Source organism: Streptomyces sp. NPDC005262 (assembly GCF_042872425.1).
In the GTDB taxonomy this organism is placed as follows: Bacteria; Actinomycetota; Actinomycetes; order Streptomycetales; family Streptomycetaceae; genus Streptomyces.
The window spans coordinates 996584-1022947 of the sequence record NZ_JBIAKK010000001.1; the positions used below are offsets into that span (position 1 = coordinate 996584).

Sequence of the window (26364 nt, forward strand, 5' to 3'; positions counted from 1 at the left end):
GCGGCAGCGCCGCCTCCGGGCCGCCTCGGTACCGTCGCGTCCCGACCGCCGCAGGCGTCAGGGGCGTACGCCCCGGTGCAGTGCCACCACACCGCCGGTGAGATTGCGCCAGGCCACCTTCGACCAGCCGGCCTTCTGCAGCAGCTGGGCGAGCCCGGGCTGGTCGGGCCAGGCGCGGATGGACTCGGCGAGATAGACGTACGCGTCGGGGTTGGACGACACGGCCCGCGCGACCGGCGGCAGTGCCCGCATCAGGTACTCGGTGTAGACCGTGCGGAACGGCGCCCAGGTCGGCTGCGAGAACTCACAGATCACCACCCGGCCGCCCGGCTTGGTCACCCGGTACAGCTCGCGCAGCGCCGTATCCGTGTCCTGGACGTTGCGCAGCCCGAAGGAGATCGTCACCGCGTCGAACGTCTCGTCGCGGAACGGCAGTTTCGTGGCGTCGCCCGCGGTGAACGGCAGCCAGGAGTGCCGCTTCTTGCCCACCTGGAGCATCCCGACGGAGAAGTCGCACGGCACGACGTACGCGCCGGTCGCGGCGAACGGCAGCGAGGACGTCGCCGTGCCCGCGGCCAGGTCGAGGACCTTCTCTGCCGGGCGGGCGTGCACCGCCTTCGCGACCTCCTTGCGCCACAGCCGGGCCTGGCCGAGCGACAGCACATCGTTGGTGAGGTCGTAGTTCGCCGCCACGTCGTCGAACATCGAGGCGACTTCGTGCGGCTGCTTGTCCAGGGTTGCTCGGGTCACCTACCCATTCAAGCAGCCCGGCCGGCGGCGCCTCGCGCCGGTCGGCACCCGACCCGCCGGAAGTCGGCCTCCCCCTGACCGGGCACCGGCTGGGGCATGGCCACGAGACGTGCCCGGAACCTCGACAGGACGGTGTGGCACCTGACAGGACCTCCCGACACGGGTGCCGGTACGCAGCGTCGGAGGCGATGCATCGCAAGGCGCAGGGGCGCCCTCATGGGCGTGTTCGGGGTTCCGGCAACGCGGCGAGGTGCCGTAGCTGTCGTCCTGCGCGCCGCCAGGGATTACGGGACGCCCCTCAGCGCCGCCGGTACACCAGCCGCCCGCCCAGCACCGTGGCCACACACGTCCCCGCGCCCGCCGCGCACAGCGCCGCCTCGTCGGGGACGTCGAAGACCGCGAGGTCGGCGCGGCCGCCGACGGTGAGCGGGCCGTGCGTCGAACCGGGCAGGTCGTGCCCCTCCGCGAACGGGTCCAGGCTCGGTTCGCCGACGAGGATGCCGGGGGCGCCGACGGCCGAGACCTCCGTCAGCCCCGAGCGGGCCACGGCGGTACGGACGGCCGGGTCGTGGAACCGGCCCGCGAGGTGCGTCGTCCCGTACCGCAGCATCTGCTGCAGCCCACGCCGTACGCTGCCCGCCCGCCGCGTCGCGTCCATCCCGGCGGCCAGCCGCTCGAACGCCTCACCCCACAAGGGCCGGTCGCCCAGCTCGTCCGCCTCGCGCGGGTCGGGGTGGTAGCAGCGGGTGAGGAGCCACAGGCCGTGCCACTGCCGCAGACCGGGGGTGATGACGCCGGGCCACCGGCGGACGCGGGCCGTCGGGTGGGCGGCCAGGACGTCGTCGTACGGGCCGAGCGCGACGATCCGGTCGCCGTCCACGGCCACCGCGCCCTGCCGGACGGCAGCCGCGCCGACCGGAAGGACCAGCGGCGCGGCATGAACGGTCAGCAATGCGGGCTCAGTTGGCGCTCAGGAGCTTCAGCTCCGGATGCGCGGTGCCGCCCTCGATCGCGGTGGACGAGATGTGCGAGACGACGCGCTCGTCGACCGGGTCGTTCGCCGGGTCGTCGTGGACGACGAGGTGCTCGTACGTCGTGGCGCGCTGCGCCGGGACGCGGCCCGCCTTGCGGATGAGGTCGATGATCTCCAGCCGGTTGGAGCGGTGCTTGGCACCCGCCGAGGAGACGACGTTCTCCTCCAGCATGATCGAGCCGAGGTCGTCGGCGCCGTAGTGCAGCGACAGTTGGCCGACCTCCTTGCCGGTGGTCAGCCAGGAGCCCTGGATGTGCGCGACGTTGTCGAGGAAGAGCCGGGCGATGGCGATCATCCGCAGGTACTCGAAGAGCGTGGCCTGCGTCCGGCCCTTCAGGTGGTTGTTCTCCGGCTGGTACGTGTACGGGATGAACGCGCGGAAGCCACCGGTCCGGTCCTGTACGTCGCGGATCATCCGCAGGTGCTCGATGCGCTCGGCGTTGGTCTCGCCGGTGCCCATCAGCATGGTGGAGGTGGACTCGACACCGAGCCGGTGCGCCGCCTCCATGATCTCCAGCCAGCGCTCGCCGGACTCCTTGAGCGGGGCGATCGCCTTGCGCGGCCGGGCCGGCAGCAGCTCGGCACCGGCTCCCGCGAAGGAGTCGAGACCGGCGGTGTGGATCCGCTGGATGGCCTCCTCGACGGAGACCTTGGAGATCCGGGCCATGTGCTCGACCTCGGAGGCGCCCAGCGAGTGGATCACCAGCTGCGGGAACGCCTTCTTGATCGCGGAGAAGTGCTCCTCGTAGTACTCGACGCCGTAGTCCGGGTGGTGTCCGCCCTGGAACATGATCTGCGTGCCGCCGAGTTCGACGGTCTCCGCGCAGCGGCGCAGGATGTCGTCGAGGTCGCGGGACCAGCCCTTGGCGGTGTCCTTCGGCGCTGCGTAGAAGGCGCAGAACTTGCAGGCCGTGACGCACACGTTGGTGTAGTTGATGTTGCGCTCGATGATGTACGTCGCGATGTGCTCCGTACCGGCGTAACGGCGGCGGCGCACGGCGTCCGCGGCCGCACCCAGTGCGTGCAGCGGCGCCGACCGGTAGAGGTCGAGTGCCTCCTCCGGAGTGATCCGCCCGCCCTCGGCGGCTCGGTCGAGGATGGGCTGGAGGTCGGCCTTCTCGGTCACCGGGCTGTCACCTTTCGGCGGTTTTTCAACGGATCTACGGACCGGTTCAGCCTACGCCAGCCCCTGTCGGGGTCAGCGGCCGGACCGGCTGAGCGTGCCGTACGGCAGGCCCGCGCCCCTCTCCTCCGACTTGAAGCGCAGTGTGCCGTCGCCGACCAGGGTGAAGACGACGTCGGTGGTGGTGCTCGTGCACAGCCCGGCGGTGTTGGGGCGGTCCGGATCGGTGCGTTCCCGGAGCGTCAGTTCCTTGGCGGTGCCCGAGGAGAGCCGGGCGATGCTGCTGCAGCTGACGGTCACTCCGAGGGTGGAGACCGTGGTGTTCATACGGACGACGTCCGTGCCCTTCTTCCCCTCGGTGAACACGGCGGTGAGGGTGCCGTGCGGTTGTCCGGTGGTCTTCTCGGTCAACGGCCCCTTCCAGGTGCCGACGAACGCCTTCGGCAGCGCGGCGACCTGGTGGGCGCTGCCCTCGTCCGCCGGGGTCGACGGCCGGGTGTCGGACGTGGTGGGCGGGGGCTGGGCCACGCCGCCGTGCCCCCCGGCGTCACCGCCACCGCTGCCCGGCAACAGATCGAAGAGGAAGGCGCTGCCCACGGTCACGGCGGCGAGCGCGCCCGCCACCGCGAGGGCGACGGTGCAACTGAGTCTGCGACCGTGGTTCCGGTCGGGGCGGGCGGGCCCGGAGCCGGCGCCGACGGTGAGGGAGAAGCGGGGGTCGGGGGTACGGGGGCCGGGCAGCCCGGTCGAGTTGTCCCCGACGCCCCCGGCCGGCCCATACGCCCGAGGAGGGAGGGCCGGCTCGATCGGCGGCCCGAACACCCCGAGCACAGCGCCGGCCCGGCCCGCGGCCTGCGCCTCGTCGCCACCCGGTGTCCCGTCGGCCTGGCCGTCGAGGAACGCGTTGCTGAACGGCACCGGCCCCGACTGCACGGGCGCGTCCTGCGGTTCCAGGTCCAGCAGCGCCACCGCGGCCCGGCTGAGCTCACGCACCAGGGTGCCGGGCAGCCAGCCCGCCGCCACCCGCGCGGCCGCCCCGTCCGGGGCCAGCCGCCGGGCCAGCTCCGAAGGGGTGGGCCGGAGCGCCGGGTCCTTCGCCAGACACGCGGCGATCACCTCCCGCAGTTCACCCTCGATCTCTCCCAGCTCCGGTTCCTCGTGCACCACCTTGTAGAGGAGCACGGCCGAGGAGTCGCCGAGGAAGGGTGCGAGGCCCGTCGCCGCGTACGCGAGCACCGCACCGAGCGAGAACATGTCGGCCGCGCCCGAGATGTCCAGGCCCCGGATCTGCTCCGGTGCCATGTAGCCGGGCGAGCCGACCGAGACGCCGGTGGAGGTGAGCGAGGCGGTGGCGTCGATGGCCCGGGCGATGCCGAAGTCGATCAGACGGGGGCCGTCCAGGGCGAGCAGCACGTTGGACGGCTTCACATCGCGATGGATGAGGCCCTGCCCGTGCACGGCTGCCAGCGCCTCCGCGAGTCCGGCACCCAGGGTCCGTACCGACTGTTCCGGCAGCGGCCCGTGCTCGGCGACCGCCCCCGACAGTGGCGGCCCGGCGACATAGCCGGTGGCCACCCACGGCACGGGCGCGTCCGGGTCGGCGTCCAGGACGGGCGCCGTCCACTGCGCCCCGATCCGCCGCGCCGCGTCCACCTCCAGGCGGAACCGGGCCCGGAACTGCTCGTCGAGCGCGAAATGCGGATGGACGACCTTGACCGCGACGGTACGTCCCCCCGCGCTGCGCCCCAGATAGACCCGGCCCATGCCGCCCGCGCCGAGCCTGCCGAGCAGACGGTAGGCGCCGATGGTGAGCGGCTCGCCGGCTTCCAGCGGCTGCATATGGACTCCCCCTGTGGACCGGCCGGACCTCCGACCGAAGCCTAGGGGGCGAAGGTCACGCGGTCACAGAGAAACCATCCGCCGATTTCGCCCCTATGGGAACGAACAGCGGTTTTCGACACAGCAAAAGGCGCGAATGTGTCGTTCACTCGAACGACTCCTGCACTCAACCGGGACGCACCCCGGACGCCGGCCGCTATTCGGATAAGGCGTGCGGGGTGGCCGGTCGCGGCATTCGCGGCATTCGCCGGAAGGGAATCCCCGGGAGGGAATCCCCCGGACCGGGCTATAAATACCGGGCTATAAATAACGCCGGCGCGGGCAGGGCGGGAAGGGCAGGAGAAGGTTCAGGATTCACCCATTGCCGGGCCCTTTCCCGTCCGCAAGGATCAGTGGTCGAGCAGCTCGACGTTCACATCTGCCGGGAAGCCGCTCGTCGGTCCCGTCCGGCGCGCGAACTCCCGTACACCCTCCAGCTGGGCCGCGCCGAAGCGGAAGTCCAGCGTCGTGAAGTACCGCTCCAGCAGTTCCGCGTCGAAGACCTCCCACCGCGCCGCGGTCTCCGAGACCTTGGTGACCTCTTCCAGGGACAGGTCGCGCGAGGCGAGGAACGCCCGGTGGACCTCGTTCACCATGGCCGGGTGGGCGGCCAGGTAGTCCTTGCGGGCCGCCCAGACGGCGAAGACGAACGGCAGCCCCGTCCACTCCTTCCACATCTGCCCGAGGTCGTGGACCTGCAGGCCGAGCCGCGGCGCGTCGTGCAGCGATGCGCGCAGCGCGGCGTCGCCGATGAGCACGGCGGCTTCCGCCTCCTGCATCATCAGGCCGAGGTCGGGCGGGCAGGTGTAGTAGTCCGGCGAGACCTCGTAGCGCTCGGCGAGCAGCAGCTGAGCGAGGCGTACCGAGGTGCGCGAGGTGGAACCGAGCGCCACCCGGGCACCGTCGAGCTCCTCCAGCGGCCGCTGGGAGACGATCACGCATGACATGACGGGTCCGTCGCAGCCGACCGCGATGTCGGGGAAGGCCACGAGCTGGTCGGCGTTGCGCAGGTACTCGACCAGGGTGATGGGGCCGATGTCGAGATCACCTCGGACCAGCTGCTCGCTGAGCTTCTCCGGGGTGTCCTTCGACAGCTCCAGGTCGAGCAGGGTTCCGGTCCGTGCCAGGCCCCAGTAGAGGGGGAGACAGTTCAGGAACTGGATGTGGCCGACGCGCGGCCTGCTGCGACGGTCGTCGCCTGCTGCGGGAGAGACGGTTGAATTGTCCACATCGCGAGGCTAGACCCGCGCGGGGAGCCCGGTGCCACCGGGGCTCGGAGGCTCACCCGATCCCGCTCTCCGGAGCGCCTCGGACCGCTCCGCGAGCACTCCCCCGACCGCCTCCCGAGCACCCCCTGGCCCCTATGTTCGTCAGCTCATCGGCACGGCTATCAAACGTCCGAGTGAAGTGATCTTTCCCTCTACCCCTCCGCACATGCTGCGTGCTAGGCTCAGCGCCAAGTTGCAGTTTGGTTTCCCTTGCAGTACAGAGCCTGCGGAGCATGTAACCCGCAGGCTTTTGTAGTTTTCAGACTTCTTTGCAGGTTCTGGAGCAGGGCAACCCTTTGGCCCAAGGAGGGCTTATGGCTACCGGAACCGTCAAGTGGTTCAACGCTGAAAAGGGCTTCGGCTTCATCGCCCAGGACGGCGGCGGCCCGGATGTCTTCGTTCACTACTCCGCGATCAACGCGTCCGGGTTCCGCTCCCTCGAGGAGAACCAGGTCGTGAACTTCGACGTCACTCAGGGGCCGAAGGGCCCGCAGGCTGAGAACGTCACCCCGGCCTAGTTGCCCGGGTCGGCCGATCGCGGCCGGCATGTAGTACCCAAGGAGCCCCGCTCCTCCGCTTCGGCGGGGGAACGGGGCTCCTGCCTTTTCGCCGCCCCGCCGCGGTGCCGGCGTCACGGACGAGAGGCTTGACCTTGACACCGTGTGAGGCCGTGCACTGGGAGACATCATGTTCACCATCGGAGACTTCGCCAGGTACGGACGGGTGTCGGCCCGGATGCTGCGTCACTACGACGCCATCGGACTGCTGCCTCCCGACCGTACCGACCCGGCCACCGGCTACCGCTTCTACGGTGCCGCCCAGCTCGCCCGCCTCAACCGCATCATCGCGCTGAAGGATCTCGGCTTCAACCTCCAGCAGGTGCAGGCCGTCCTCGACGACCAGGTCGGCCCCGAGGAGTTGCGCGGAATGCTGCGGCTGCGGCAGGCGGAGCTGGAGGCTGCCATGGCGGCAGCGGCGACCCGGCTGGCTCAGGTCGAGGCGAGGCTCCGGTCGATCGAGAGCGAGGGGCACATGCCCGCTGAAGAGGTTGTGGTCAAGAACGTTCCGGCCGTACGCGTGGCGGAACTGACCGGAACGGCGGCGAGCTATCAGCCGCAGGCCATCACTCCGGTGATCGGACCGCTGTACGACCGGTTGTTCCCGCTGTTGGAGGCGGCCGGGATCAGGCCCACCGGTCCCGGCGTCGCACGGTACGAGGACGCACCGGACGACACCGGAACGATCGTCGTGCACGCCGGCGTGACGGTTTCGGTGCCGGCCGGCCCGGTCGGCGACACGGGTGTCACGGTGGTGGAACTGCCCGCGTTCGAGGCGGCGACCATCGTCCACCGCGGCTCGATGGACGGGGTCCTGATCACCGAGCAGACGCTGGCCCGCTGGCTGGACGCCCATGGATACCGGTCGCTCGGCTACACCCGGGAGATCAATCTGGAGTGCCCCGAGGACAAGGACAAGTGGGTGACCGAGCTCCAGGAGCCGGTGACCAGGGCCTGATCCTGCGGGAGGCCACTGGAAACCGTGGGTGAACGTGACGACGGTACGGGTGTCACGTTCACCCACGACCCCGCATCCGGCCGCCTCCCACCGCAGCTCCCGGTGCTACGCCCCGGGCCCCGCCCACAGCCCGTCGGCCGTGAGCCCCAGAAGGTCGATCGCGTTGCGGCGCACGATCCGGTCCACCACGTCCGGGTCCAGGTGCCCCATCTGCGCCTCGCCGACCTCACGGGACTTCGGCCAGGTCGAGTCCGAGTGCGGGTAGTCCGTCTCGTACAGCACGTTCCCGACGCCGATCGCGTCCAGGTTCTTCAGCCCGAAGGCGTCGTCGAAGAAGCAGCCGTACACATGCTCGGTGAACAGCTCCGACGGCGGCCGGTGCACCTTGTCGGCGACCCCGCCCCAGGCCCGGTTCTCCTCCCAGACCACGTCGGCGCGCTCCAGGATGTACGGGATCCAGCCGATCTGGCCCTCCGCGTACATGATCCGGAGGTCCGGGAAACGTTCGAACTTGCCGCTCATCAGCCAGTCGACCATCGAGAAGCAGCAGTTGGCGAAGGTGATCGTGGAGCCGACCGCGGGCGGGGCATCGGCCGAGGTGGACGGCATCTTCGAGGAGGAGCCGATGTGCATCGCGATCACGGTGCCCGTCTCGTCACAGGCCCGCAGGAACGGATCCCACTCGTCCGTATGTATCGACGGAAGGCCGAGATGTGGGGGTATCTCGGAGAACGCGACGGCGCGCACCCCTCGCGTGGCGTTCCGCCTGACCTCATCGGCGGCGAGCTGCGCGTCCCACAGCGGGACGAGGGTGAGCGGGATCAGCCGGCCCCCCGCCTCGGGGCCGCACCATTCCTCGACCATCCAGTCGTTGTACGCGCGCACGCCGAGCAGTCCGAGTTCCCGGTCCTTCGCCTCGGTGAACGTCTGGCCGCAGAACCGCGGGAAGGTCGGGAAGCAGAGTGCGGACTGGACATGGTTGATGTCCATGTCGGCAAGCCGGTCGGGCACCGAGAACGAGCCAGGACGCATCTGCTCGTACGTGATGATTTCGAGCTTGATCTCGTCCCTGTCGTAGCCGACCGACGTGTCGAGCCGGGTGAGCGGCCGGTGCAGATCCTCGTACACCCACCAGTCGCCGATCGGGCCGTCGTCGCCCTTTGCACCCATGACCGGTGCGAACTTGCCGCCCATGAAGGTCATTTCCTTCAACGGGGCACGGACGACGCGCGGGCCGCGGTCGAGGTACCTGGACGGGAGCCGGTCCCGCCAGACATGAGCGGGCTCCACCGTGTGGTCGTCCACCGAGATGATCTTCGGGAAGGTCTCCATGCCTACCACGGTAGCGTCGATCTGACGAACCGTCAGCTACCTCGACCGGGGCCCGTTCCGGATCGTTGTCGAGGGCTTGTGCAGAGAGTCACCCACTGCTGACGTGTCCGCCCATGACAAGGCAGACTGTTGAGCGCGATAGCAACGGTAGGGCGTAATCCGGATCCACCCGGCGCACACGGGTGCACCAGCGGGCATTCCGGACAGAAACACCGGCGTGACCGGCAGGACTGGCGGGGCGAGCAGGACAGGGGGCATCAATGGACCGTGACAACGGGCCACGCGTGCGTGTTCCGGAGCAGCGGGCTCCGCAGCAGCAGACGGCCGACACCGACCTCCGCTTCGCCGTACTCGGCCCGGTACGCGCCTGGCGGGGCGGCGAACCGCTGCCCTCCGGCTCACCGCAGCAGCGCGCGTTGCTGATCGCACTGCTCCTGCGCGACGGCCGCACGGCCACCGCCGCCGAACTCATCGACGCCATCTGGGGTGAGGAGCCGCCGTCCCAGGCGCTCGCCGCCGTACGGACGTACGCTTCCCGGCTGCGCAAGGTCCTCGACCCGGACACGCTGATCAGCAACGCCGGCGGATACGCGATACGGACCCGGCCGGACGCGCTCGACCTCACGGCGGCCCAGGGACTGGCCGCTGACGCCGAGAAGGCACGGGCCGGCGGCGACCGGTCCCGGGCCCGCGCCCTGATCAACGAGGCGCTGGCGCTGTGGGACGGCGAACCGCTGGCCTCCGTCCCGGGACCGTACGCGGAGAACCAGCGCACCCGGCTGGAGGAATGGCGGCTCCAGCTCACCGAGGCCCGGCTCGACCTCGACCTCGACCTCGGCTGCCACGCGGAGGCCGTCTCCGAACTGACCGCGCTCACCGCCGCGCACCCGCTGCGGGAGCGGCTGCGCGAACTGCTGATGATCGCCCTGTACCGCAGCGGCCGTCAGGCCGAGGCACTCGCCGTGTACGCCGACACGCGCCGGCTGCTCGCCGACGAACTCGGCGTGGACCCGCGCCCGGAGCTCTCGCAGCTCCAGCAGCGGATCCTGCAGGCCGACGAGGAACTGGCCCACCCGGCCGACGAGGCTGTGCCCGCACCCGCCGCCGTCCGTCCGGCCCAGCTCCCTGCCACGGTCCCGGACTTCACCGGCCGCGCCTCCTTCGTACGCGAACTGAGCAACCGGCTGGCGACGGCCGAGGGTTCGGTCATGGCCGTGTCGGCGCTGGCGGGAATCGGGGGCGTCGGCAAGACGACGCTGGCCGTGCACGTCGCGCATCAGGCCCGCCCGCACTTCCCGGACGGCCAGCTGTACGTCGACCTGCAGGGCGCGGGCGCACGGGCCGCCGAACCGGAAACGGTCCTGGGCGCCTTCCTGCGGGCGCTCGGCACCGCGGACTCGGCGATCCCCGACTCCCTGGACGAACGGGCGGCGCTGTACCGCTCCACGCTCGACGGCCGCCGCATCCTGGTCCTCCTGGACAACGCGCACGACGCGGCCCAGATCCGCCCGTTGCTCCCCGGCACGGCGGGCTGCGCGGCCCTGGTCACGAGCCGCGTCCGCATGGTCGACCTCGCGGGCGCGCACCTGGTGGACCTCGATGTGATGTCCCCCGAGGAGGCGCTCCAGCTCTTCACCCGGATCGTCGGGGAGGAACGGGTCGACTCGGAGCGCGAGGCGGCGCTGGACGTGGTGGCCGCGTGCGGCTTCCTCCCCCTCGCCATCCGTATCGCCGCCTCCCGCCTGGCCGCCCGCCGCACGTGGACGGTCTCGGTCCTGGCGGCGAAGCTCGCCGACGAACGCCGCCGCCTGGACGAACTCCAGGCGGGCGACCTGGCGGTCAAGGCGACGTTCGAACTGGGCTACGGCCAGCTGGAGCCGGCCCAGGCCCGCGCGTTCCGGCTGCTGGGCCTGGCGGACGGCCCGGACATCTCCCTGGCGGCCGCGGCGGCGCTGCTGAACCTGGAGGCGCATGCGGCGGAGGACCTGCTGGAGTCCTTGGTCGACACGAGCCTGCTGGAATCGGCGGCGCCGGGGCGGTACCGGTACCACGACCTGGTACGGCTCTACGCGCGTGCATGCGCGGAGCGGGACGAGCAGCCGCCGGAGGAGCGGGAGTTGGCGCTGTCGCGCCTGCTGGACTTCTACCTGGCGACAGCGGCGGGGGTGTATGCGCTGGAGCGGCCGGGGGATCGGTTGGTGGCTCACTTGGAGCCGACGCAGCACGCGGGCCTGTCGTTCGCCGACCGGCACTCGGCACTGGACTGGCTCTACGCAGAGGCGGGCAACCTGCTCGCATGCGTATGCCAGTCGTCCGGTCCCGGCACCCAGCGCCGCGCCGTCGATCTCCTCTACGCCGCACTCGACCTGGGCGAGTCGGGGGCGAACTCGAAGCAGTACGAAGCAGCTGCGATCACGATTCGTAAAGCAGTCCAAGCGTGCGGCGATCCCCGGGCTGAGGGGCGAGCCGTCATGTCCCTGGCCAACGTGCACCAGCTTGCGGGGCGGTTCGACCACGCGGACCGTGAGGCCCAGGAAGCGATGCGACTCGCCGGCACGGTCCACGATCCGCTGCCGGTCTGCTGGGCGTCCAATGTTCGCGGCATGATCGCTCTCTACCAAAATCGGCATGCGGACGGCGAAGCCTTCCTGACCCAGGCGATCGAAGCGTTCCGGGGCGACAGGAACCGCCCCGGAGAAGCAAGCGCCCTGTGCAATCTGTCCCGCATACATCTGGCTACCGGGCGCACGAAGAGTGCCATCACTCTCGCCCAGTCCGGCATAGAGATCTACGAGTCCCTGGGCCACACGCTACGCAGTGCCAATGGCCGCTATGCCCTGGGACTCGCCCTCACCCAGAGCGGAAAGTTCTCGGCGGCGACGGACGAGCTGAACGAAGCCCTCGCCGTCTTCCGGGACAGCCGCCAGCGGCTGTGGGAAGGCATGACTCTGTTCCGCCTGGCAGAGGTCGACATCGCTGCCGGCCACCCCGCCCAGGCCGCCCGGTTCGCCGAGTTGGCCCTCACCGTGCTGCGTGGCATCGGCGGCGAGTGGCGTCGTGGGAACGTGCTCACGGTTCTGGGGCGAGCACTGGCCGGAATCGGACAGACCGGACGCGCCCAGGTCTGCTGGCGCGAGGCGCTGACCATCTACGAAGAGCTCGGCTCCCCGGAAGCGGAAGCCGTTCAGTCGCTGCTGGAACCTGCTGCGGCCGCCTGAGAACGGCGCGTTCATCATTCGTTTATCGCCCCCATGCATTCTCATACCTGTCGATCCGTCGCGTCGGGGGGCAGACGGGGCGACAGCGGCCCCACCACTAAGGTGAGCGGCCCGACAGAGGCCCGTCCGGCAGTCCACGGGGGAACAGCCGGGCGGGCCTCGCCCACCCATTGCACTTCGTGCGCTCAGAAGGAGTTGACCACCATGGCCGATGCCAAGAAGCAGGACCCGATCACCAAGCCGGCGGACCAGCACGCCACTGGCGAACCGGAGACGCCGGTCACCACGCAGGACCAGCACGCGACTGGCGAAGAGGTGACCACTCTGGACCAGCACGCCACGTCGGAGCCGTTCAAGCCGACCGTCTGAGCCCAACCTGCACGGGGGAACGGCCGCGGCGGCGCGGAGGGGGAGCCGCCGCGGCCGCCGCATGCCTGTGTACGGTCAGCGACCGGTCAGGCACCTCCTACCCCCTCCCCCGCAGCTCTCCCTTCACCACCTTGCCGCTCGCGTTCCGCGGAAGTTCGCCCACGAACTCCACCGCTCTCGGGACCTTGTAGTTCGCCATCTCCCGCCTCGACCAGGCGATCAGGTCGTCGGCCGTGAGCGTCGCGCCCGGGCGGCGGACCGCGTATGCCTTGCCGACCTCGCCCAGTCTGGGGTCCGGGATGCCGATCACCGCCACGTCGGCCACATCCGGGTGCAGGCCCAGGAGTTGTTCGATCTCCGCGGGGTACGCGTTGAATCCGCCGACGATGAACATGTCCTTGATCCGGTCCGTGATGCGCAGATTGCCCGCCTCGTCGAGGATGCCTACGTCTCCCGTGTGGAGCCAGCCGTCCGGGGTGATGGCGGTGTGCGTGGTGTCGGGGTCCTCGAAGTAGCCCTGCATCACGTTGAAGCCCCGGACCAGGACCTCGCCAGGGGTACCGGGAGGCGCCACGACGCGGACCTCCGTACCGGGGATCGCGCGGCCGGAGGTCGAGGAGATCACGTCGGGCCGGTCGCCGCGGCGGCACATCGTGACGATGCCGCTCGCCTCGGAGAGCCCGTACGCCGTGAGGACCGTCGCGATGCCGAGCTCCGTGCGCAGCCGTTCCACCAGCTGGAGCGGGACGACCGCCGCGCCGGTCACCACCAGGCGCAGGGCCGAGAGGTCGTGCGTGGCCCGGGCCGGGTGGTCCAGCAGGGACTGGTGGAGGGTGGGCGGGCCGGGGAGGACCGAGATGCGTTCGGCGGCGATGTTCGCGAGGACCGTGTCCACGTTGAACACCGGCTGCGGGATCATCGTCGCGCCCCGCATCAGGCACGCGATGATGCCCGCCTTGTAGCCGAAGGTGTGGAAGAACGGGTTCACGATCAGATAGCGGTCACCCGCGCGCAGGCCCGCCAGCTCGCTCCAGATCGCGTAGCAGCGCAGGGTCTGGGCATGGGTGATCACGGCGCCCTTGGGGCGGCCCGTGGTGCCGGAGGTGTAGATGATGTCGGAGGGCGAGGAGGGGGCGATCGCGTCCGCTCGCGCCCACACCTCCGCCGGGGAGATCCGCTCGCCCGTCGCCAGGAAGTCCTTCCAGGTGACGTAGGACTCGGGGGCCGCGTCCGCCAGCACCACCACCCTTTCCAGGTGCGGCAGTTCCACGTCCGCCCGGCGCAGCGACGCCACGTAGGACGTGCCGAGGAACGTGCCGGTGACGAAGAGCAGCTTCGCCCGGCTGCGTCGCAGGATGTACGCCGCCTCCGTGCCCTTGAAGCGCGTGTTGAGAGGAACCAGGACCGCGCCGGCCGTGACCGCCCCGAGCGCCGAGACGATCCAGTCCAGGGTGTTCGGCGCCCAGACCGCGACCCGGTCCCCCGGCTCCGCTCCCGACGCCATGCACGCGGCGGCGGCTCGCTCGACGCGGTCGCCCAGTTCCGCGTACGAGATGCGGGTGCGGCCCTCGACGACCGCCTCCCGGTCCCCGTACCGCCGCGCTGCCGTCCGTACCAGCCCCGGGATGCTGCCCCATTCCTCGTCGCCGCGCATCGCATGCCCTCCCGCCGAACCGCAATAGCTGACTATCCGTCAGATTAGCTGTAGCCTCTGCGGCTGTCAGCAGTCATGACGATCGCGGAGGTGGCGGATGGCGACGCTCAAGGACGTGACGGCGATAGCCGGGATCGGGCAGACGGCCTTCGCGAAACACCTTCCCGAGTCCGAGAAGACCCTGGCCTGCCGGGCGATCGTCGCGGCACTCGACGACGCGGGCATCGCCGCGTCGGAGGTCGACGCGTTCGCCTCGTACACGATGGAGGAGACCGACGAGGTCGAGGTCGCCAAGGCGATCGGGGCCGGCGATGTCACCTTCTTCTCCAAGGTCGGCTACGGAGGCGGGGGTTCGTGCGCGACGATCGCGCATCTGGCCGCCGCCGTCGCCACCGGGCAGGCGAGCGTCGGGGTCGCGTGGCGGTCACGGAAGCGCGGCTCGGGGCCCCGGCCCTGGAAGAACACCACCGTGCAGCTGCCGACCTCCGCCCAGTGGACCCGCCCGTACGGCCTGCTGCGTCCGGCCGACGAGATCGGGATGCTCGCACGGCGGTACATGCACGAGTACGGGGCCACCCGCGACCATCTCTTCAACGTCGCGCTCGCCTGCCGCAACCGCGCCAACCAGAACCCCGACGCGGTCATGTACGAACGCCCGCTGACCCGCGACATGTATATGACCTCGCGCTGGATCAGCGAGCCGCTCTGCCTCTTCGACAACTGTCTGGAGACGGACGGGGCGCTGGCCTGCGTCATCGTCTCCGCCGAGCGGGCCCGCGACTGCCGGCACAAGCCCGTCTACATCCACTCCGTCGCCCAGGGCCTGCCCGCCCAGCACCACGGGATGGTCAACTACTGGAACGACGACCCGCTCACCGGACCCGCCTGGACGGCTGCCCGGCAGCTGTGGAAGCAGGCCGACTTCGGTCCGGACGATGTCGATGTCGCACAGATCTACGACGCGTTCACCCCGCTCATCCCGCTCTCCCTGGAGGGCTACGGCTTCTGCGGTCGCGGCGAGGGCGCCGCGTTCACCGAGGGCGGGGCGCTGGAGAGCGGCGGCCGGCTGCCCATCAACACGGGCGGCGGCGGACTCAGCGAGGGGTACGTGCACGGTTTCAACCTCATCAACGAGGGCGTGAAGCAACTACGCGGCACCTCCACCGCCCAGGTGCCGTCCGCCGCCACCTGCCTGGTCACCGCCGGCGAGGGCGTGCCCACCTCCGCCGTACTGCTGAGGAGCTGACATGGAATCGCTGCTGCTGCCCGTCGTCGACGAGGACGGCGCGCCCTTCTGGGAGTACGCCGCCCGCGGTGAACTCCGCGTCCAGGCGTGCGCCGCCCCCGACTGCGGCAGGCTCCGCTTCCCGCCACGGCCCTGTTGCCCGCACTGCCGGTCGTTCGAGAGCGAGTGGCGGGCCATGAGCGGACGCGGGCGCATCTGGTCGTACGTGGTCCCACATCCACCGCTGCTGCCCGCGTACGCCGCACAGGCCCCGTACAACGCCGTCGTCGTCGAACTGGCCGACGCCCCGCACATCCGGCTGGTCGGAAATGTGGTCAGCGGACCCGACGCACCGCTGAACTCGGTCGCTCCCGAGAGGTTGCGGATCGGGGCATCGGTGAAGGCGGTCTTCGCGCCGGTGAGTCCGGAGCTGACCGTGGTCCGCTGGCAGTTGGAGCGGTGACGGCGAAGGGCCTGCGACGAAGGGACGACGATGACACTGCGGACGGAGACCGACAAGGAGACCGGGGTCGCCGTCGTCACCCTCGACCGGCCCGAGAAGCTGAACGCGATCGATCTGGCGACGGCCGGTGAACTGGCCGGTGTCTGGCGGGCGTTCCGCTTCGATGACGAGGTGCGGGCTGTCGTCGTGACCGGCGCGGGCGGGCGCGCCTTCTGTACGGGGCTCGACCGGGACGTGGAGGTGCCTCAGCCCTCGTCCCCGTACACGATCGACGATCCGCTGATCGCGATCGGACCGAAGGCGAACGACCTGTGGAAGCCGGTGATCGCCGCAGTGGAGGGGATGGCGTGCGGCGGGGCGTTCTATCTGCTGGGCGAGTCGGAGTTCGTCGTCGCATCCGAGGAGGCGACCTTCTTCGATCCCCATACGACGTACGGCATGGTCAGTGCGTACGAGGCGATCCACATGGCTCAGCGGATGCCGTTGGGGGAGGTGGCCCGGATGTCCCTGATGGGTACGGCCGAACGGGTGACGGCCCGCCGCGCCTACGAGACCGGGCTGGTCAGCGAGGTGACGGCGCCCGGCGGCGCGGTGGAGGCGGCGGTGCGGGCGGCGGGCGTGATCGCGTCGTATCCGACGGAGGCGGTGCAGGGGACGGTACGGGCGGTGTGGTCCGCGAAGGAGGCCGCGAGGACACAGGCGCTGGCCCATGCCCCGCAGCTGATCGCGCTCGGGAACCTGCCGGCGGAGCGGCAGGGGGAGCTGTTCAGGGGGCGGGGACGGGGCAGCGGGGAGTTCCGGCTGCGGTGAGGCGAGGCCGGAACTCCCCGCTGCAGTGACCGGAGCCCCCGTCCGCTGCGGTCAGTAGCTGAGTTCGGCCTCCGCCCGGCACTTCTTCACCCGGGACACCTTGCTCGGGCTGTCCATCCGCACGGAGACGGTCGCGCTGTCGATGCCCGTCAGTTCCACGTTCGCCTCGCCGGTGTCGACGGTGTTGCCGCGCGCGTCGAGGAAGGTGACATCGACCTGGTACGTGTGCGTGCCGAGCTCGCTCGAGCTCACCCGGACGGTGGAGGAGGTCACAGCCCGCCGCTTGCCCTTGCGGGGCTGGGCGCAGCGGATCACGGTCGCCGTGGGCGCGTCCGTGGCCGTGGCGTCGGGGGTCGCGGTCTCGTAGCCGGAGTTGTCGGACGAGCTGCTCGACGAGTCGTCGTAGCTGTCGTCGTCGTAGCTGTCGTCGTCGTAGTCGTTGTGGTGGTAGCTGCCGTTGCTCTTCTTGGAGTTGGAGCAGCCGCCTCCGCTGCTGCTCGAACCGTGGCTCCTGCTGCCCCGGCTCTTGCCACCGTGGCTCGACGTCGAGAATCCGGTGAGTGCGAGCACCACCACGACCAGGACCGCCGAAAGTTTCAGATGCTGCCGCATCATCGATGCAGCCCCCCTTGATTTGTTGTCATGTCGCTGTCCATAGACCGCGCGACACCGTAACGCATGGCCTGTGCAGGAAGAGGTGCCAGGCCGGTCCGTCCCTGGTGGCGAGGGCCAACGGCCGGGCGTAGCGTCGACGCCGAGAGCGGTGCAGATCCGCGACGCCGATCCGCACACCCGCAGGAGGCCGGAGATGATCCGCAACGTCCTCGGCTCGATCGTCGCTCTCGCAGGAGCGGCGGCCGTCGTGCTGAGCCCCTTCCGTGACTGGTACGACGGCCGTCTCGGGCGTCATTACCGGGTCACGGACCTCTTCAACGGCATCAGTGGCGCGCACCCGGGGCCGCTGGCCTCGATCTGGCTGCCTTTTCTGTTCGCGGCCGCCGTGGCGGTGGTGGGCGTGGTGCTGAGATCACGGCTGCTGGTCGCCTGCGCGGGAGTGATCGCGCTCGGCTTCACCGTGCTGTGGATGGTGCGGCAGGGGCAGGTGGGCGGGAGCCTGACGGTGGCGTCGGACGGGTCCGGGCTGCAGCTGGGGGTGGCGTACGCGGCGGGCGGCGGGGTGCTGCTCCTGCTGGGCGCGCTGCTGATGTCGGGACGGCACGGCGGTGGCAGCCGCCTCGGCCGCAGGGACCGCAACCAGCCGTACGCGACGCCCGGGGCGGAGGATCCGGATACGTGGCCGCCGACGCAGGAGCCGGGGCCGTCGGTGCAGACGAGTCCCTGGCCGGAGCCGGAGGTCGACCCGTACACGGGTCCTGACACGCACCCGAGGGACCGGGACACGGCGCCGTACCCCGTGCAGGACGAGGCCCCTGACAGGCGACGCCCGCCCCAGCCGTGACACGTCCCCGACGCAGGGTTCCGTCCTCGAACGCCGGACGGGCGGGACGCAGCCGCTGAGCGGCCGCCCCTACGTCCGCGCCCTGTTCCCCGTGCCCGTTCCCTTCAGCGCGTCCAGCGCGTACACGCAGCGGTCCTTGCTGCACGCGTACACCACGCCTCCCTGTGCCACCGGTGAACCCGTGATCTCGCCGCCCGTCGCCAGCTTCCATCTCAGCTGACCGCCGGCCGCGTCCAACGTGTACAGCACATGGTCGGCGGAGCCGAAGTGGACCCGGCCGTCGGCCACGACCGGTGCGCCGACCACCTCGCCGCCCGCGGCGAAGCGCCACTTCGGGGTGCCCGTCACCGCGTCCAGCGTGTAGAGCGCGTTGCCGCTGCCGACGTGCACGTTGCCCGCTGCCACCAGCACCGGTTCGATCGACTGTCGGGCCTCCGTCGCGATGCGCCAGCGGTCCTTGCCGGTCGACGCGTCCAGCGCGTACACCGTGCCGAGGTAGTCGGCCAGGTACACCCCGCCGCCCGTGACCGCGGGCCCCGGCGCGAAGGCCGGCGGCGAGAGGAAGACCGCGGGCGACTCGAAGTGCCAGCGCACCCGGCCCGCCGCGATGTCGACGGCGAGGACCCGGGTGCCGGCGGCGATGTACACATGACCGTCCGGCGCCGGGGTCACCCGGACGGGCACCCCGCCGCAGGAGGCCGCGTCGCCGATCGGGTACGACCAGCGCTCGATGCCCGTGCGGGCGTCGACGGCGCGCAGCCGGGCGTCCTGCCACAGGTACACGGTGCCTTCGTGGATCGCGGGCCCGGCCTCCGCCGTCTCGAAGTCGGTCTGTACGCCGCTCGTCTCCCACAGCTTCTCGCCGGTGGACGCCTCCCACGCCTGGACGCCGCCGCCACGCGTGCCGGTGACTACCGTGCCCCGGTCGGCCTTGAGGGAGTACACCCAGGCGTCCGTCTGCAGCCGCCACCGCTCGGCGCCGGTCAGCGCGTCCAGGGCGTACAGCGAAGGGCCGTCGGAGCCGTGGATGCGATCGCCGTCGAGCGCCATCGACCAGGCCACGTCGCGGGTCTTGAACTGGCGCCGGCCGTTGCCGACGTCCAGCGCGTGCACCTCGAAGGACGTCACGTACAGCAGGTCCCCGGCGACAACCGGCGTGCCCCACACGTCGTTCGACATCCGGAACCGCCAGGGTCTCCAGCGGTCCGGCCCGGCGGGTGCCGCTTCGGGGGCGTGCGCCGGCGCGGGCACGGGCGGGGCGGCGGCCGGGGCCGTGCCGTTCAGCCCGGCGGGCGGCCGCACCCAGCCGGTCGCGGGACCGGCCTCGACGCCGGCCATGGCACGTACGTCCCCTGCGCGCGGCCCGGGCCCGATCGGCACCTTCGCACCGCTCAGCCGCACCGGACCACCCCCGTCCGGAGCCTGAACGGGCGACCGGGAGAGGGAGGGTGCGGGGGACGGGGATCTCAGGTCGGCGCCACTGCGCCACGCCGGCTCCCAGTCCCTGCCCGGCGGGCGATGGGGCGGCGGGGGCGGCGGAGCAGGTGCCGGCGCGGGTGCGGAGGCCGCCGTACGGCCTCCCCCGCGCCGCTGCTCGATCATTGCCGTGGCCGAAGTCGGCAGCCAGGCCGACGCAGTACCGCTGTCGTCGCTGCCGGAGGCGAAGAGGTGCGGGGCCAGCTGGGCCTGCAGATCGGCGGGGCTGGGCCGCAGCGCCGCGTCCATCTGCATACAGGACTCGATCAAGGGCCGCAGATCGTCGGGAAGGCCCTCCACATCGGGGCCCTCGCGCAGCAGCATGAAGACCGTCTCGACCGGGTTGGCACCGTGGAACGGCGCATGGCCGGTGGCGGCGAACACCAGCGTCGAGCCGAGCGAGAACACATCGCTGGCACCCGTCACACTGCGCGAGTCCCGCGCCTGCTCGGGCGACATGTAGGCGGGGGTGCCGACCGCCACGTTGGTCATCGTCAGCCGGGTGTTGGAGACACCGGACGCGATCCCGAAGTCGATCACCCGCGGGCCGTCCTCGACCACCAGCACGTTCGACGGCTTGAGGTCACGGTGGACGAGGCCCGCGCCATGGATGGACTGCAGGGCCTCGGCGATCCCGGCGGCCAGCCAGCGCACCGCCTGGGTCGGCATCGGACCGCACTCATTCACTATTTCCTCGAGCGAGGGAGCGGGCACGTACGCGGTGGCCAGCCACGGCACAGCGGCGCGCGGATCGGCGTCCACCACGGCGGCCGTGTAGAACCCGCTGACCGCGCGCGCGGCCTCCACCTCACGCGTGAAGCGGACCCGGAACAGCTGATCCTCGGCAAGTTCTGTACGTACGGTCTTGATCGCCACCCGTCGGCCCGAAGCCGAGCGGGCGAGATAGACCAGCCCCATGCCGCCGGCCCCGAGCCGTCCCAGTACCTCGAACGGGCCGATCCGCCTCGGGTCGTGCTGCGTCAGCTGCTCCACCACTTACCTGCCACCTCCCCGTACGGACCTCAGCAACAGAGGCCCGCGAAAAACCGCCCCGTGCAGGGTCTCACCACTGGGCACCACCCGGCGGTGCGCACCCCGATTGTTCCTGGCTGAAGCGATGGTTGCGAACCCGGGGGCGGATCGGGGTGTCACATGCCACTCTGCCCTCTATCGGGACACCGGGGGCTGAAGTACGGCGAACTCGGCACCCTGATTGTCGTGCAGGACCGCCATCCTCCCGTACGGGATGTCGAAGGGCGGCACGGAGACCCGGCCGCCGAGGTGGGCGCCGGTCTCGGCCGTGGCGTCGCAGTCCGCGACGGCGAAGTAATTGAGGAAATAGCTGGGCATCTCGGCCGGGAACGCGTCGGTGATGACGCTGCGCCCGCCGATCGCGGTGTCGGGGCCCGGTTCGGTGCCTGCCGGGGACCACATCCGGAAGTCGACACCGGACACGTCTGCGCCCGATTCGCCGACGCCGGACCCGGGGGCCTCGGGCCCGGGGGTCCGCCGCGACTCACCCGCGCCGGACTCACCGGTCGCGGGCTCGGCGGTCGCGGGCCCGGTCGTGCCCGACCCGCCGGTTCCGGGCTCCCCCGTGCCGGACTCGCCACGGCCCGGCTCACCCGTGCCGGGCGCGCCGAGATCCGTTCCACGGAACCCGAAGACCTGCTCGTAGAAGGCGTCCACGCGGTCCTTCTGCCGGGTGTACACCTCGGTCCAGCAGAAGGATCCCGGCTCGTTCTGCTTCTGGAACCCGCTGCGGTCGCCCGCCTGCCAGAGTCCGAAGACCGCGCCTCCGGGGTCGGCGGCCTGCGCGAGCACCCCGGCGCCGCCCACCCTGACGGGCTCGGTGATCACCTGTCCGCCCGCCTTCCGGATCCTGGTGACGGTCGCGGTGATGTCGTCGGTGGCGAAGTAGATGCCCCAGGCGGTCGGCATCCGGCCGTCCCGCTTGGCGGCCAGTGCGGCAACCAGCTTGCCGCCGCTGAGGGCATCGACGCAGGGGCCGCCCCTGTCCACCTCTTCGCCGGTCCGGAAGGTCCATCCGAAGAGCTCACCGTAGAAGCGCTTGCCCGCTTCGAGGTCGGGGAGCTGCACATCCACCCAGCACGGCGCGGAGTGCGCGAATGCGGCCATGGGCCCGGATCCTTCCACAGTAGTGACGCTCGTCACACCCAAAGTAGCCGCGCACCGTCGGCGCCGCGCCGCGACGAACCATCGAACACGGTCTCGATATCGGAGTTCCTTGCCCATCGCGTGACGGAAAGTTATCCACGGAAGTTGTCCACAGGCTGTTGATAACACAATTCAAGCTGTGGATCGCACCCGCCGAAATCCGGCCACTTCCCCCGCATCACCCCACCGCACCTGCGGACCTCCCCATTTGCAGTCGGCCGAATCGCGCTCCGATCACCCCTCGGTAAGCTGACGGCATGACAGGACAAGTGCGCACCGTCGACGGCCGCGTGGCCGGTCGACGCGGACAGGCGACGCGGCAGAAGCTGCTCGACTGCCTCAGCGAGATGCTCAGCTCCTCGCCGTACCGGGACGTCAAAGTCATCGACGTCGCCCGGAAGGCAGGGACTTCACCCGCGACCTTCTACCAATACTTCCCTGACGTCGAAGGCGCCGTCCTCGAGATCGCGGATGAAATGGCCAAGGAGGGCGCCGGGTTGACGGAACTCGTCGCGGGCCGCTCCTGGGTCGGCAAGTCCGGCTGGCAGACCGCCGAAGAACTCGTCGAGGGATTCCTCGACTTCTGGCGGCGTCACGACGCGATCCTGCGCGTGGTCGACCTCGGCGCGGCCGAGGGCGACAAGCGGTTCTACAAGATCCGCATGAAGATCCTGAACTCGGTCACCAACTCCCTTACGGATTCGGTGAAGGATCTCCAGGCCAAGGGCAAGGTCGACAAGGACATCAGCCCCGCGGCGATGGCGGGCTCGCTGGTCGCGATGCTGGCCGCGGTCGCCTCGCACCAGAAGGGCTTCCAGACCTGGGGTGTCAAGCAGGCCGAACTCAAGCCGAACCTGGCGCTGTTGGTGCACCTGGGCATCACCGGTAAGAAGCCGACGAAGTAGCGCCGCCCCCCTTCCGCTCCGGGCACCGCACGGCCATCCGGGCTGCCCACGTCCTGTCGCGCCGACGGCGGACCACGCAATGTGGTCCGCCGTCGGCGTATCACCATGCCTTACGAAGTCGCGCGCCGCTCCAGCCGGAAGAGCCGGATCTCCCGCTCCACCCGCGCCTGGTACGTGGCGTACGGCGGCCAGAACATCAGCGCCGCCTGCCACACCTCCTCCCGTTCCGCGCCCTCCAGCAGCCGGGCGCGTACCGCGATGTCGTGGCCCTTCCAGTTGATGACGGCGTCGTCCGGATGGGCCAACAGGTTCGCGGTCCAGGCAGGATGACCCGTACGGCCGAAGTTGCTGCCGATGAGGACCCACGTCCCGTCACCGTGCTCCGGGGTGGGCATGCAGGCCAGTGGGGTGGCCCGCAGCTGCCCGCTCTTCGCGCCGCGCACCGTCAGGATCAGCCCCGGCAGCATCTGCGCGCTGAGCAGTACCTTGCCGCGGGTGAGCCGGTGGACGGTGCGGTCCATGGCCGGTATGACGTGCGGGGCGATCCTCGCGAAGGTGCGGGTCGAGGACACCTTCTGGATCAGCCGGACTCCGGGTGCCATCAGACCGCCACCTCCATGCGCGGCCCGTACCCGGGCCCCCGCGCCTGCCCGCGCCCCTGTCCCTGTGCGTCCTGCGTGAAGAGCCCGGCCTGCTCGGCCGCGTGGTCGCGCAGCCGGTGGACCGGGCCGAAGAGCAGTTCGTCGGCGGCGGCCCGCTTGAAGTAGAGATGCGCCTCGTGTTCCCAGGTGAAGCCGATCCCGCCGTGCAGCTGGACGGCCTCGGCGGTGGTGATCCGCAGGGTTTCCAGCGCCTGGGCCAGGGCGAGCCCTCCGGCCGCCGGGTCCCAGGCCGCGTAGTACGCCGCGGACCTGGCTGCCTGCACCCGCACGTACAGATCGGCCAGCCGGTGCTTCACGGCCTGGAAGGAGCCGATGGCACGGCCGAACTGCTCGCGCGCCTTGACGTATTCGACGGTCCGGTCGAGTGCGCTCGCCGCGGCTCCGACCGACTCCGTCGCCAGTACGGCTGCGGCGGTGCGCCCGACGGCGGCCAGGGCACCCGCCGGGCCGGCCACATCGACGGTGTCGTCCGCGCCGAGCAGTTCCGCGGCGGTGTCGCGCAGTTCGATGCGAGCCAGCGGCCGGGTCTCGTCCAGCGAGGTCTGCCGGGTGCGGGCGAGCCCGGTCGCCGTGTCCGCGCGGATGAGGAAGAGGAGCGTACGGCTGCGCGGGAAGCCGCCCGCGTGGGCCGCGACCAGCAGCAGTCCGGCGCTGTGCCCGTCGAGGACCCGCGCGGCCTCCCCGTACAGCCGCCACCCCTCCGGACCGGGCCGGGCCTGTACGCCACCGGCCCGGCCGCCGCCTGCCCAGGCCCCGCCGGTGGTGTCGCCGGTGAGACCCAGGGCCGTGGCCGGAGAGCCTCCGGGGACGGCGAGGGTCGCGGTCAGTTCACCCGCGGCGATGCGCGGCAGCAGGGCCGCGCGCTGGGCCCCGGTGCCGAGTGCGGCGATCAGAGGCGCGGCGAGCGCGGCGGTGGCGAGCAGCGGGGAGGGCAGCAGGGCGCGGCCGGTCTCCTCGCAGGCGACGGCCAGTTCGACGGGCCCGCAGCCGACTCCTCCGTATTCCTGCGCGAGCGCGAGCCCCGGCAGCCCGAGGTCCTGGGCGAGTTGCCGCCACAGGGCTTCGTCGTAGCCGTGCGCGGTCCGCACGGCGCTCCTGACTTCGCCGGGTCCGCAGCGTTTGACCAGCAGTTCGCGCAGGGTGCGGCGGATCTCGTCCTGCTCCGCGGTGAAGGCGGCGTCCATTGTCGGGCTCCTTCCCCTCAGGGGCCGTAGGCCTCTGATCTGACGGAGCGTCATGCTAGGCGTGATGTTGCGAGAAACCCAGAGCCGCGCACGTGCTCACCCACCCCCCACTTCGCCCTATCTGATGTACCGTCAGATTTATGCCTTCCTCACCCTCCTCCCGCCCGCGCAAGGTCGCTGTCGTCGGCATATCCCTCGCGGACTGCGGACGCGTCGACGGCCCCACTCCGTACGCCCTGCACGCCCAGGCCGCCCGCCGGGCGCTCGCCGATTCGGGTCTGGACCGCTCGGTCGTCGACGGCTTCGCCTCCGCCGGACTCGGCACGCTCGCCCCGGTCGAAATCGCGGAGTATCTGGGCCTCAAGCCCACGTGGGTGGACTCCACCGCGGTCGGCGGTGCGACCTGGGAGGTGATGGCCGCCCATGCCGCCGACGCCATCGCGGCCTGCCGTGCCGACGCCGTACTGCTGGTGTACGGGTCCACCGCGCGCGCAGACATCCGGGCCGGGCGCCGCACGTCGAATCTCCCGTTCGGCTCGCGCGGCCCGCTCCAGTTCGAAGTGCCGTACGGGCACTCGCTGATCGCCAAGTACGCGATGGCCGCCCGCCGCCATATGCACGAGTACGGGACGACACTGGAGCAGCTCGCCGAGGTCGCCGTCCAGGCGCGCGCGAACGCGGTGGCCAACCCTGAAGCGATGTTCCGGGACCCGATCACGGTGGACGACGTCCTGTCGGGCCCGATGATCGCGGATCCGTTCACCAAGCTGCACTGCTGCATCCGCAGCGACGGCGGGTGCGCGGTACTGCTGGCGGCCGAGGAGTACGTGCCGGACACGGCGAAGGACCCGGTGTGGATCCTCGGCACAGGCGAGTACGTCTCGCACTCCACGATGTCCGAATGGGACGACTTCACGGTCTCCCCCGCCGCGGTCTCGGGCCGGCTGGCTTTCGAGCGTGCCGGGGTACGGCCCGCCGACATCGATCTGGCCGAGATCTATGACGCCTTCACCTACATGACGCTGGTGACGCTGGAGGATCTGGGGTTCTGCGCGAAGGGCGAGGGCGGCGCGTTCGTCGAGAAGGGACGGATCGGTCGGTCCGGCGAACTTCCGGTGAACACCGACGGGGGTGGCCTTTCGGCCTGTCATCCTGGGATGCGCGGGCTCTTCCTCCTGGTGGAATCCGTCCGCCAGCTCCGTGGTGAGGCGGGGAAACGGCAGGTCAGAAGGGCGGACGGCAGCTTTCCAGAGCTGGCCGTGGCCTCGGGAACGGGTGGCTGGTTCTGTTCCTCGGGCACGGTTGTGCTGGGACGGGGCTGAGAAGCCCGAATCCCAGGCAGGCACTGCCTGAAAGCGCTCTCTCTATAACTTTTTGACCCGGGCACCTCAAACCTCTAGGTTCTGGCGTCCAGGCTCGGTCCAGCGAGGACGAGCCACCATCGTCCTTGGGGGGACAACATGCACTGGTATCTCGATGTCCTGAAGAAGTACGCGGTGTTCAGCGGCCGTGCGCGCCGCCAGGAGTACTGGATGTTCACGCTCTTCAATTACATCGCTTTCATCATCGCGGCTGTGCTCGACGCGGTGCTCGGCACGTCGCCGGTCATCACCGGCATCTACTTCGTCGCCATCCTGCTGCCCAGCCTCGGTGTCTTCGTACGCCGCCTGCACGACACCGGCCGCTCCGGCTGGTGGATTCTGTTCGGGATCATCCCGGCGGTGGGCGGGATCACTCTGCTCGTCTTCTCGTGCCTCGAGGGCGAGCGCAGCCAGAACGCGTACGGCCCGGACCCGAAGTCCGGCTACGCCGCGGCCTAGTGGCCCCGCCGTCGGCCCGCCGTCCGGCCGTCCGACCGCACG

At 70.7% G+C, this 26364-nt stretch carries 23 protein-coding genes; 11 read left to right on the forward strand and 12 right to left on the reverse strand.

Annotation, left to right across the window (positions count from 1 at the left end):
- Positions 1 to 57: 57 nt before the first annotated feature.
- The 5 genes from ACFYP5_RS04475 to ACFYP5_RS04495 all read right to left on the reverse strand — a co-directional run bounded on the left by ACFYP5_RS04475 (position 58) and on the right by ACFYP5_RS04495 (position 6013).
- Positions 58 to 750, reverse strand: a complete 693-nt coding sequence (locus ACFYP5_RS04475; protein WP_389030315.1) for a demethylmenaquinone methyltransferase — start codon at positions 748 to 750, stop codon at positions 58 to 60.
- Positions 751 to 1048: 298 nt separating this feature from the next.
- Positions 1049 to 1702: a hypothetical protein gene (locus ACFYP5_RS04480; protein WP_389030318.1), complete on the reverse strand. Its 654-nt coding sequence runs from the start codon at positions 1700 to 1702 to the stop codon at positions 1049 to 1051.
- A 7-nt stretch (positions 1703 to 1709) separates the two neighbouring features.
- Entirely contained in the window at positions 1710 to 2909 is a 1200-nt protein-coding gene (gene mqnC, locus ACFYP5_RS04485; RefSeq protein WP_326605206.1) for a cyclic dehypoxanthinyl futalosine synthase, read from the reverse strand.
- 72 nt (positions 2910 to 2981) lie between these two features.
- Positions 2982 to 4745 (reverse strand): serine/threonine-protein kinase, encoded by a 1764-nt coding sequence (locus ACFYP5_RS04490; protein WP_389030322.1) that lies wholly within the window; start codon positions 4743 to 4745, stop codon positions 2982 to 2984.
- Between the two features lie 389 nt (positions 4746 to 5134).
- Entirely contained in the window at positions 5135 to 6013 is an 879-nt protein-coding gene (locus ACFYP5_RS04495) for a menaquinone biosynthetic enzyme MqnA/MqnD family protein (protein WP_389030325.1), read from the reverse strand.
- 353 nt (positions 6014 to 6366) lie between these two features.
- Between ACFYP5_RS04495 and ACFYP5_RS04500 the strand changes: the two genes are divergently transcribed.
- Both ACFYP5_RS04500 and ACFYP5_RS04505 read left to right on the forward strand, forming a co-directional pair.
- Positions 6367 to 6570 carry a cold-shock protein gene (locus ACFYP5_RS04500; RefSeq protein ID WP_003967102.1) on the forward strand — a complete coding sequence of 68 codons (204 nt, stop codon included), beginning with the start codon at positions 6367 to 6369 and terminating at the stop codon, positions 6568 to 6570.
- Between the two features lie 169 nt (positions 6571 to 6739).
- A complete protein-coding gene (locus ACFYP5_RS04505) occupies positions 6740 to 7567 on the forward strand; it encodes a MerR family transcriptional regulator (protein ID WP_389030328.1) in 828 nt (275 codons plus the stop codon).
- A gap of 105 nt (positions 7568 to 7672) precedes the next feature.
- Here the strand turns inward: ACFYP5_RS04505 and ACFYP5_RS04510 are convergent, their stop codons facing one another.
- Positions 7673 to 8899 carry an amidohydrolase family protein gene (locus ACFYP5_RS04510; RefSeq protein WP_389030331.1) on the reverse strand — a complete coding sequence of 409 codons (1227 nt, stop codon included), beginning with the start codon at positions 8897 to 8899 and terminating at the stop codon, positions 7673 to 7675.
- Between the two features lie 260 nt (positions 8900 to 9159).
- On the opposite strand from ACFYP5_RS04510, the gene ACFYP5_RS04515 reads away from it, so the two are divergent.
- A complete protein-coding gene (locus ACFYP5_RS04515; RefSeq protein ID WP_389030334.1) occupies positions 9160 to 12117 on the forward strand; it encodes a BTAD domain-containing putative transcriptional regulator in 2958 nt (985 codons plus the stop codon).
- Positions 12118 to 12321: 204 nt separating this feature from the next.
- Positions 12322 to 12486, forward strand: a complete 165-nt coding sequence (locus tag ACFYP5_RS04520; protein ID WP_389030337.1) for a hypothetical protein — start codon at positions 12322 to 12324, stop codon at positions 12484 to 12486.
- A gap of 97 nt (positions 12487 to 12583) precedes the next feature.
- On the opposite strand, the gene ACFYP5_RS04525 is transcribed toward ACFYP5_RS04520, so the two are convergent.
- A complete protein-coding gene (locus ACFYP5_RS04525) occupies positions 12584 to 14140 on the reverse strand; it encodes a FadD3 family acyl-CoA ligase (protein WP_389030340.1) in 1557 nt (518 codons plus the stop codon).
- A gap of 97 nt (positions 14141 to 14237) precedes the next feature.
- On the opposite strand from ACFYP5_RS04525, the gene ACFYP5_RS04530 reads away from it, so the two are divergent.
- From ACFYP5_RS04530 to ACFYP5_RS04540, 3 genes are read left to right on the forward strand one after another with little or no spacing between them, the layout of a single operon-like run.
- Positions 14238 to 15386, forward strand: a complete 1149-nt coding sequence (locus ACFYP5_RS04530) for a lipid-transfer protein (protein WP_389030343.1) — start codon at positions 14238 to 14240, stop codon at positions 15384 to 15386.
- Position 15387: 1 nt separating this feature from the next.
- Positions 15388 to 15828 (forward strand): Zn-ribbon domain-containing OB-fold protein, encoded by a 441-nt coding sequence (locus ACFYP5_RS04535; RefSeq protein WP_389030346.1) that lies wholly within the window; start codon positions 15388 to 15390, stop codon positions 15826 to 15828.
- A 30-nt stretch (positions 15829 to 15858) separates the two neighbouring features.
- Positions 15859 to 16638: an enoyl-CoA hydratase/isomerase family protein gene (locus tag ACFYP5_RS04540; protein ID WP_389030349.1), complete on the forward strand. Its 780-nt coding sequence runs from the start codon at positions 15859 to 15861 to the stop codon at positions 16636 to 16638.
- Positions 16639 to 16689: 51 nt separating this feature from the next.
- Here ACFYP5_RS04540 and ACFYP5_RS04545 read toward each other — a convergent pair whose 3' ends face one another.
- The gene (locus ACFYP5_RS04545) at positions 16690 to 17253 is read right to left on the reverse strand and encodes a hypothetical protein (protein WP_389030352.1); all 564 of its coding nucleotides are present in this window, start codon (positions 17251 to 17253) and stop codon (positions 16690 to 16692) included.
- Positions 17254 to 17446: 193 nt separating this feature from the next.
- Between ACFYP5_RS04545 and ACFYP5_RS04550 the strand changes: the two genes are divergently transcribed.
- Positions 17447 to 18097: a hypothetical protein gene (locus ACFYP5_RS04550; RefSeq protein WP_389030355.1), complete on the forward strand. Its 651-nt coding sequence runs from the start codon at positions 17447 to 17449 to the stop codon at positions 18095 to 18097.
- A gap of 69 nt (positions 18098 to 18166) precedes the next feature.
- Here ACFYP5_RS04550 and ACFYP5_RS04555 read toward each other — a convergent pair whose 3' ends face one another.
- A complete protein-coding gene (locus tag ACFYP5_RS04555) occupies positions 18167 to 20569 on the reverse strand; it encodes a PQQ-binding-like beta-propeller repeat protein (RefSeq protein WP_389030357.1) in 2403 nt (800 codons plus the stop codon).
- A 171-nt stretch (positions 20570 to 20740) separates the two neighbouring features.
- Complete coding sequence (locus ACFYP5_RS04560; RefSeq protein ID WP_389030360.1) at positions 20741 to 21712, reverse strand: VOC family protein; 972 nt, start codon at positions 21710 to 21712, stop codon at positions 20741 to 20743.
- A 296-nt stretch (positions 21713 to 22008) separates the two neighbouring features.
- Here ACFYP5_RS04560 and ACFYP5_RS04565 point away from each other — a divergent pair, with 296 nt between their 5' ends.
- Complete coding sequence (locus ACFYP5_RS04565) at positions 22009 to 22656, forward strand: TetR family transcriptional regulator (protein WP_030975659.1); 648 nt, start codon at positions 22009 to 22011, stop codon at positions 22654 to 22656.
- A gap of 110 nt (positions 22657 to 22766) precedes the next feature.
- On the opposite strand, the gene ACFYP5_RS04570 is transcribed toward ACFYP5_RS04565, so the two are convergent.
- Positions 22767 to 23258: a nitroreductase family deazaflavin-dependent oxidoreductase gene (locus tag ACFYP5_RS04570; protein ID WP_389030363.1), complete on the reverse strand. Its 492-nt coding sequence runs from the start codon at positions 23256 to 23258 to the stop codon at positions 22767 to 22769.
- On the reverse strand, positions 23258 to 24502 hold the full coding sequence (locus ACFYP5_RS04575; RefSeq protein ID WP_389030366.1) for an acyl-CoA dehydrogenase family protein: 1245 nt from the start codon (positions 24500 to 24502) through the stop codon (positions 23258 to 23260). Before ACFYP5_RS04575 ends, ACFYP5_RS04570 begins: the two co-directional genes overlap by 1 nt.
- 140 nt (positions 24503 to 24642) lie before the next feature.
- Here ACFYP5_RS04575 and ACFYP5_RS04580 point away from each other — a divergent pair, with 140 nt between their 5' ends.
- The gene (locus tag ACFYP5_RS04580; protein ID WP_389030369.1) at positions 24643 to 25824 is read left to right on the forward strand and encodes an acetyl-CoA acetyltransferase; all 1182 of its coding nucleotides are present in this window, start codon (positions 24643 to 24645) and stop codon (positions 25822 to 25824) included.
- Between the two features lie 138 nt (positions 25825 to 25962).
- Entirely contained in the window at positions 25963 to 26322 is a 360-nt protein-coding gene (locus ACFYP5_RS04585) for a DUF805 domain-containing protein (RefSeq protein ID WP_389030372.1), read from the forward strand.
- Positions 26323 to 26364 lie beyond the last annotated feature (42 nt).

Bases quoted from the DNA above. Each gene is read 5' to 3' on its own strand.
- ACFYP5_RS04490 (WP_389030322.1), bottom strand. From the start codon at position 4,745: ATGCAGCCGCTGGAAGCCGGCGAGCCGCTCACCATCGGCGCCTACCGT.
- ACFYP5_RS04500 (WP_003967102.1), top strand. From the start codon at position 6,367: ATGGCTACCGGAACCGTCAAGTGGTTCAACGCTGAAAAGGGCTTCGGC.
- ACFYP5_RS04505 (WP_389030328.1), top strand. From the start codon at position 6,740: ATGTTCACCATCGGAGACTTCGCCAGGTACGGACGGGTGTCGGCCCGG.
- ACFYP5_RS04510 (WP_389030331.1), bottom strand. From the start codon at position 8,899: ATGGAGACCTTCCCGAAGATCATCTCGGTGGACGACCACACGGTGGAG.
- ACFYP5_RS04515 (WP_389030334.1), top strand. From the start codon at position 9,160: ATGGACCGTGACAACGGGCCACGCGTGCGTGTTCCGGAGCAGCGGGCT.
- ACFYP5_RS04520 (WP_389030337.1), top strand. From the start codon at position 12,322: ATGGCCGATGCCAAGAAGCAGGACCCGATCACCAAGCCGGCGGACCAG.
- ACFYP5_RS04525 (WP_389030340.1), bottom strand. From the start codon at position 14,140: ATGCGCGGCGACGAGGAATGGGGCAGCATCCCGGGGCTGGTACGGACG.
- ACFYP5_RS04530 (WP_389030343.1), top strand. From the start codon at position 14,238: ATGGCGACGCTCAAGGACGTGACGGCGATAGCCGGGATCGGGCAGACG.
- ACFYP5_RS04535 (WP_389030346.1), top strand. From the start codon at position 15,388: ATGGAATCGCTGCTGCTGCCCGTCGTCGACGAGGACGGCGCGCCCTTC.
- ACFYP5_RS04540 (WP_389030349.1), top strand. From the start codon at position 15,859: ATGACACTGCGGACGGAGACCGACAAGGAGACCGGGGTCGCCGTCGTC.
- ACFYP5_RS04545 (WP_389030352.1), bottom strand. From the start codon at position 17,253: ATGATGCGGCAGCATCTGAAACTTTCGGCGGTCCTGGTCGTGGTGGTG.
- ACFYP5_RS04550 (WP_389030355.1), top strand. From the start codon at position 17,447: ATGATCCGCAACGTCCTCGGCTCGATCGTCGCTCTCGCAGGAGCGGCG.
- ACFYP5_RS04560 (WP_389030360.1), bottom strand. From the start codon at position 21,712: ATGGCCGCATTCGCGCACTCCGCGCCGTGCTGGGTGGATGTGCAGCTC.
- ACFYP5_RS04565 (WP_030975659.1), top strand. From the start codon at position 22,009: ATGACAGGACAAGTGCGCACCGTCGACGGCCGCGTGGCCGGTCGACGC.
- ACFYP5_RS04570 (WP_389030363.1), bottom strand. From the start codon at position 23,258: ATGGCACCCGGAGTCCGGCTGATCCAGAAGGTGTCCTCGACCCGCACC.
- ACFYP5_RS04575 (WP_389030366.1), bottom strand. From the start codon at position 24,502: ATGGACGCCGCCTTCACCGCGGAGCAGGACGAGATCCGCCGCACCCTG.
- ACFYP5_RS04580 (WP_389030369.1), top strand. From the start codon at position 24,643: ATGCCTTCCTCACCCTCCTCCCGCCCGCGCAAGGTCGCTGTCGTCGGC.
- ACFYP5_RS04585 (WP_389030372.1), top strand. From the start codon at position 25,963: ATGCACTGGTATCTCGATGTCCTGAAGAAGTACGCGGTGTTCAGCGGC.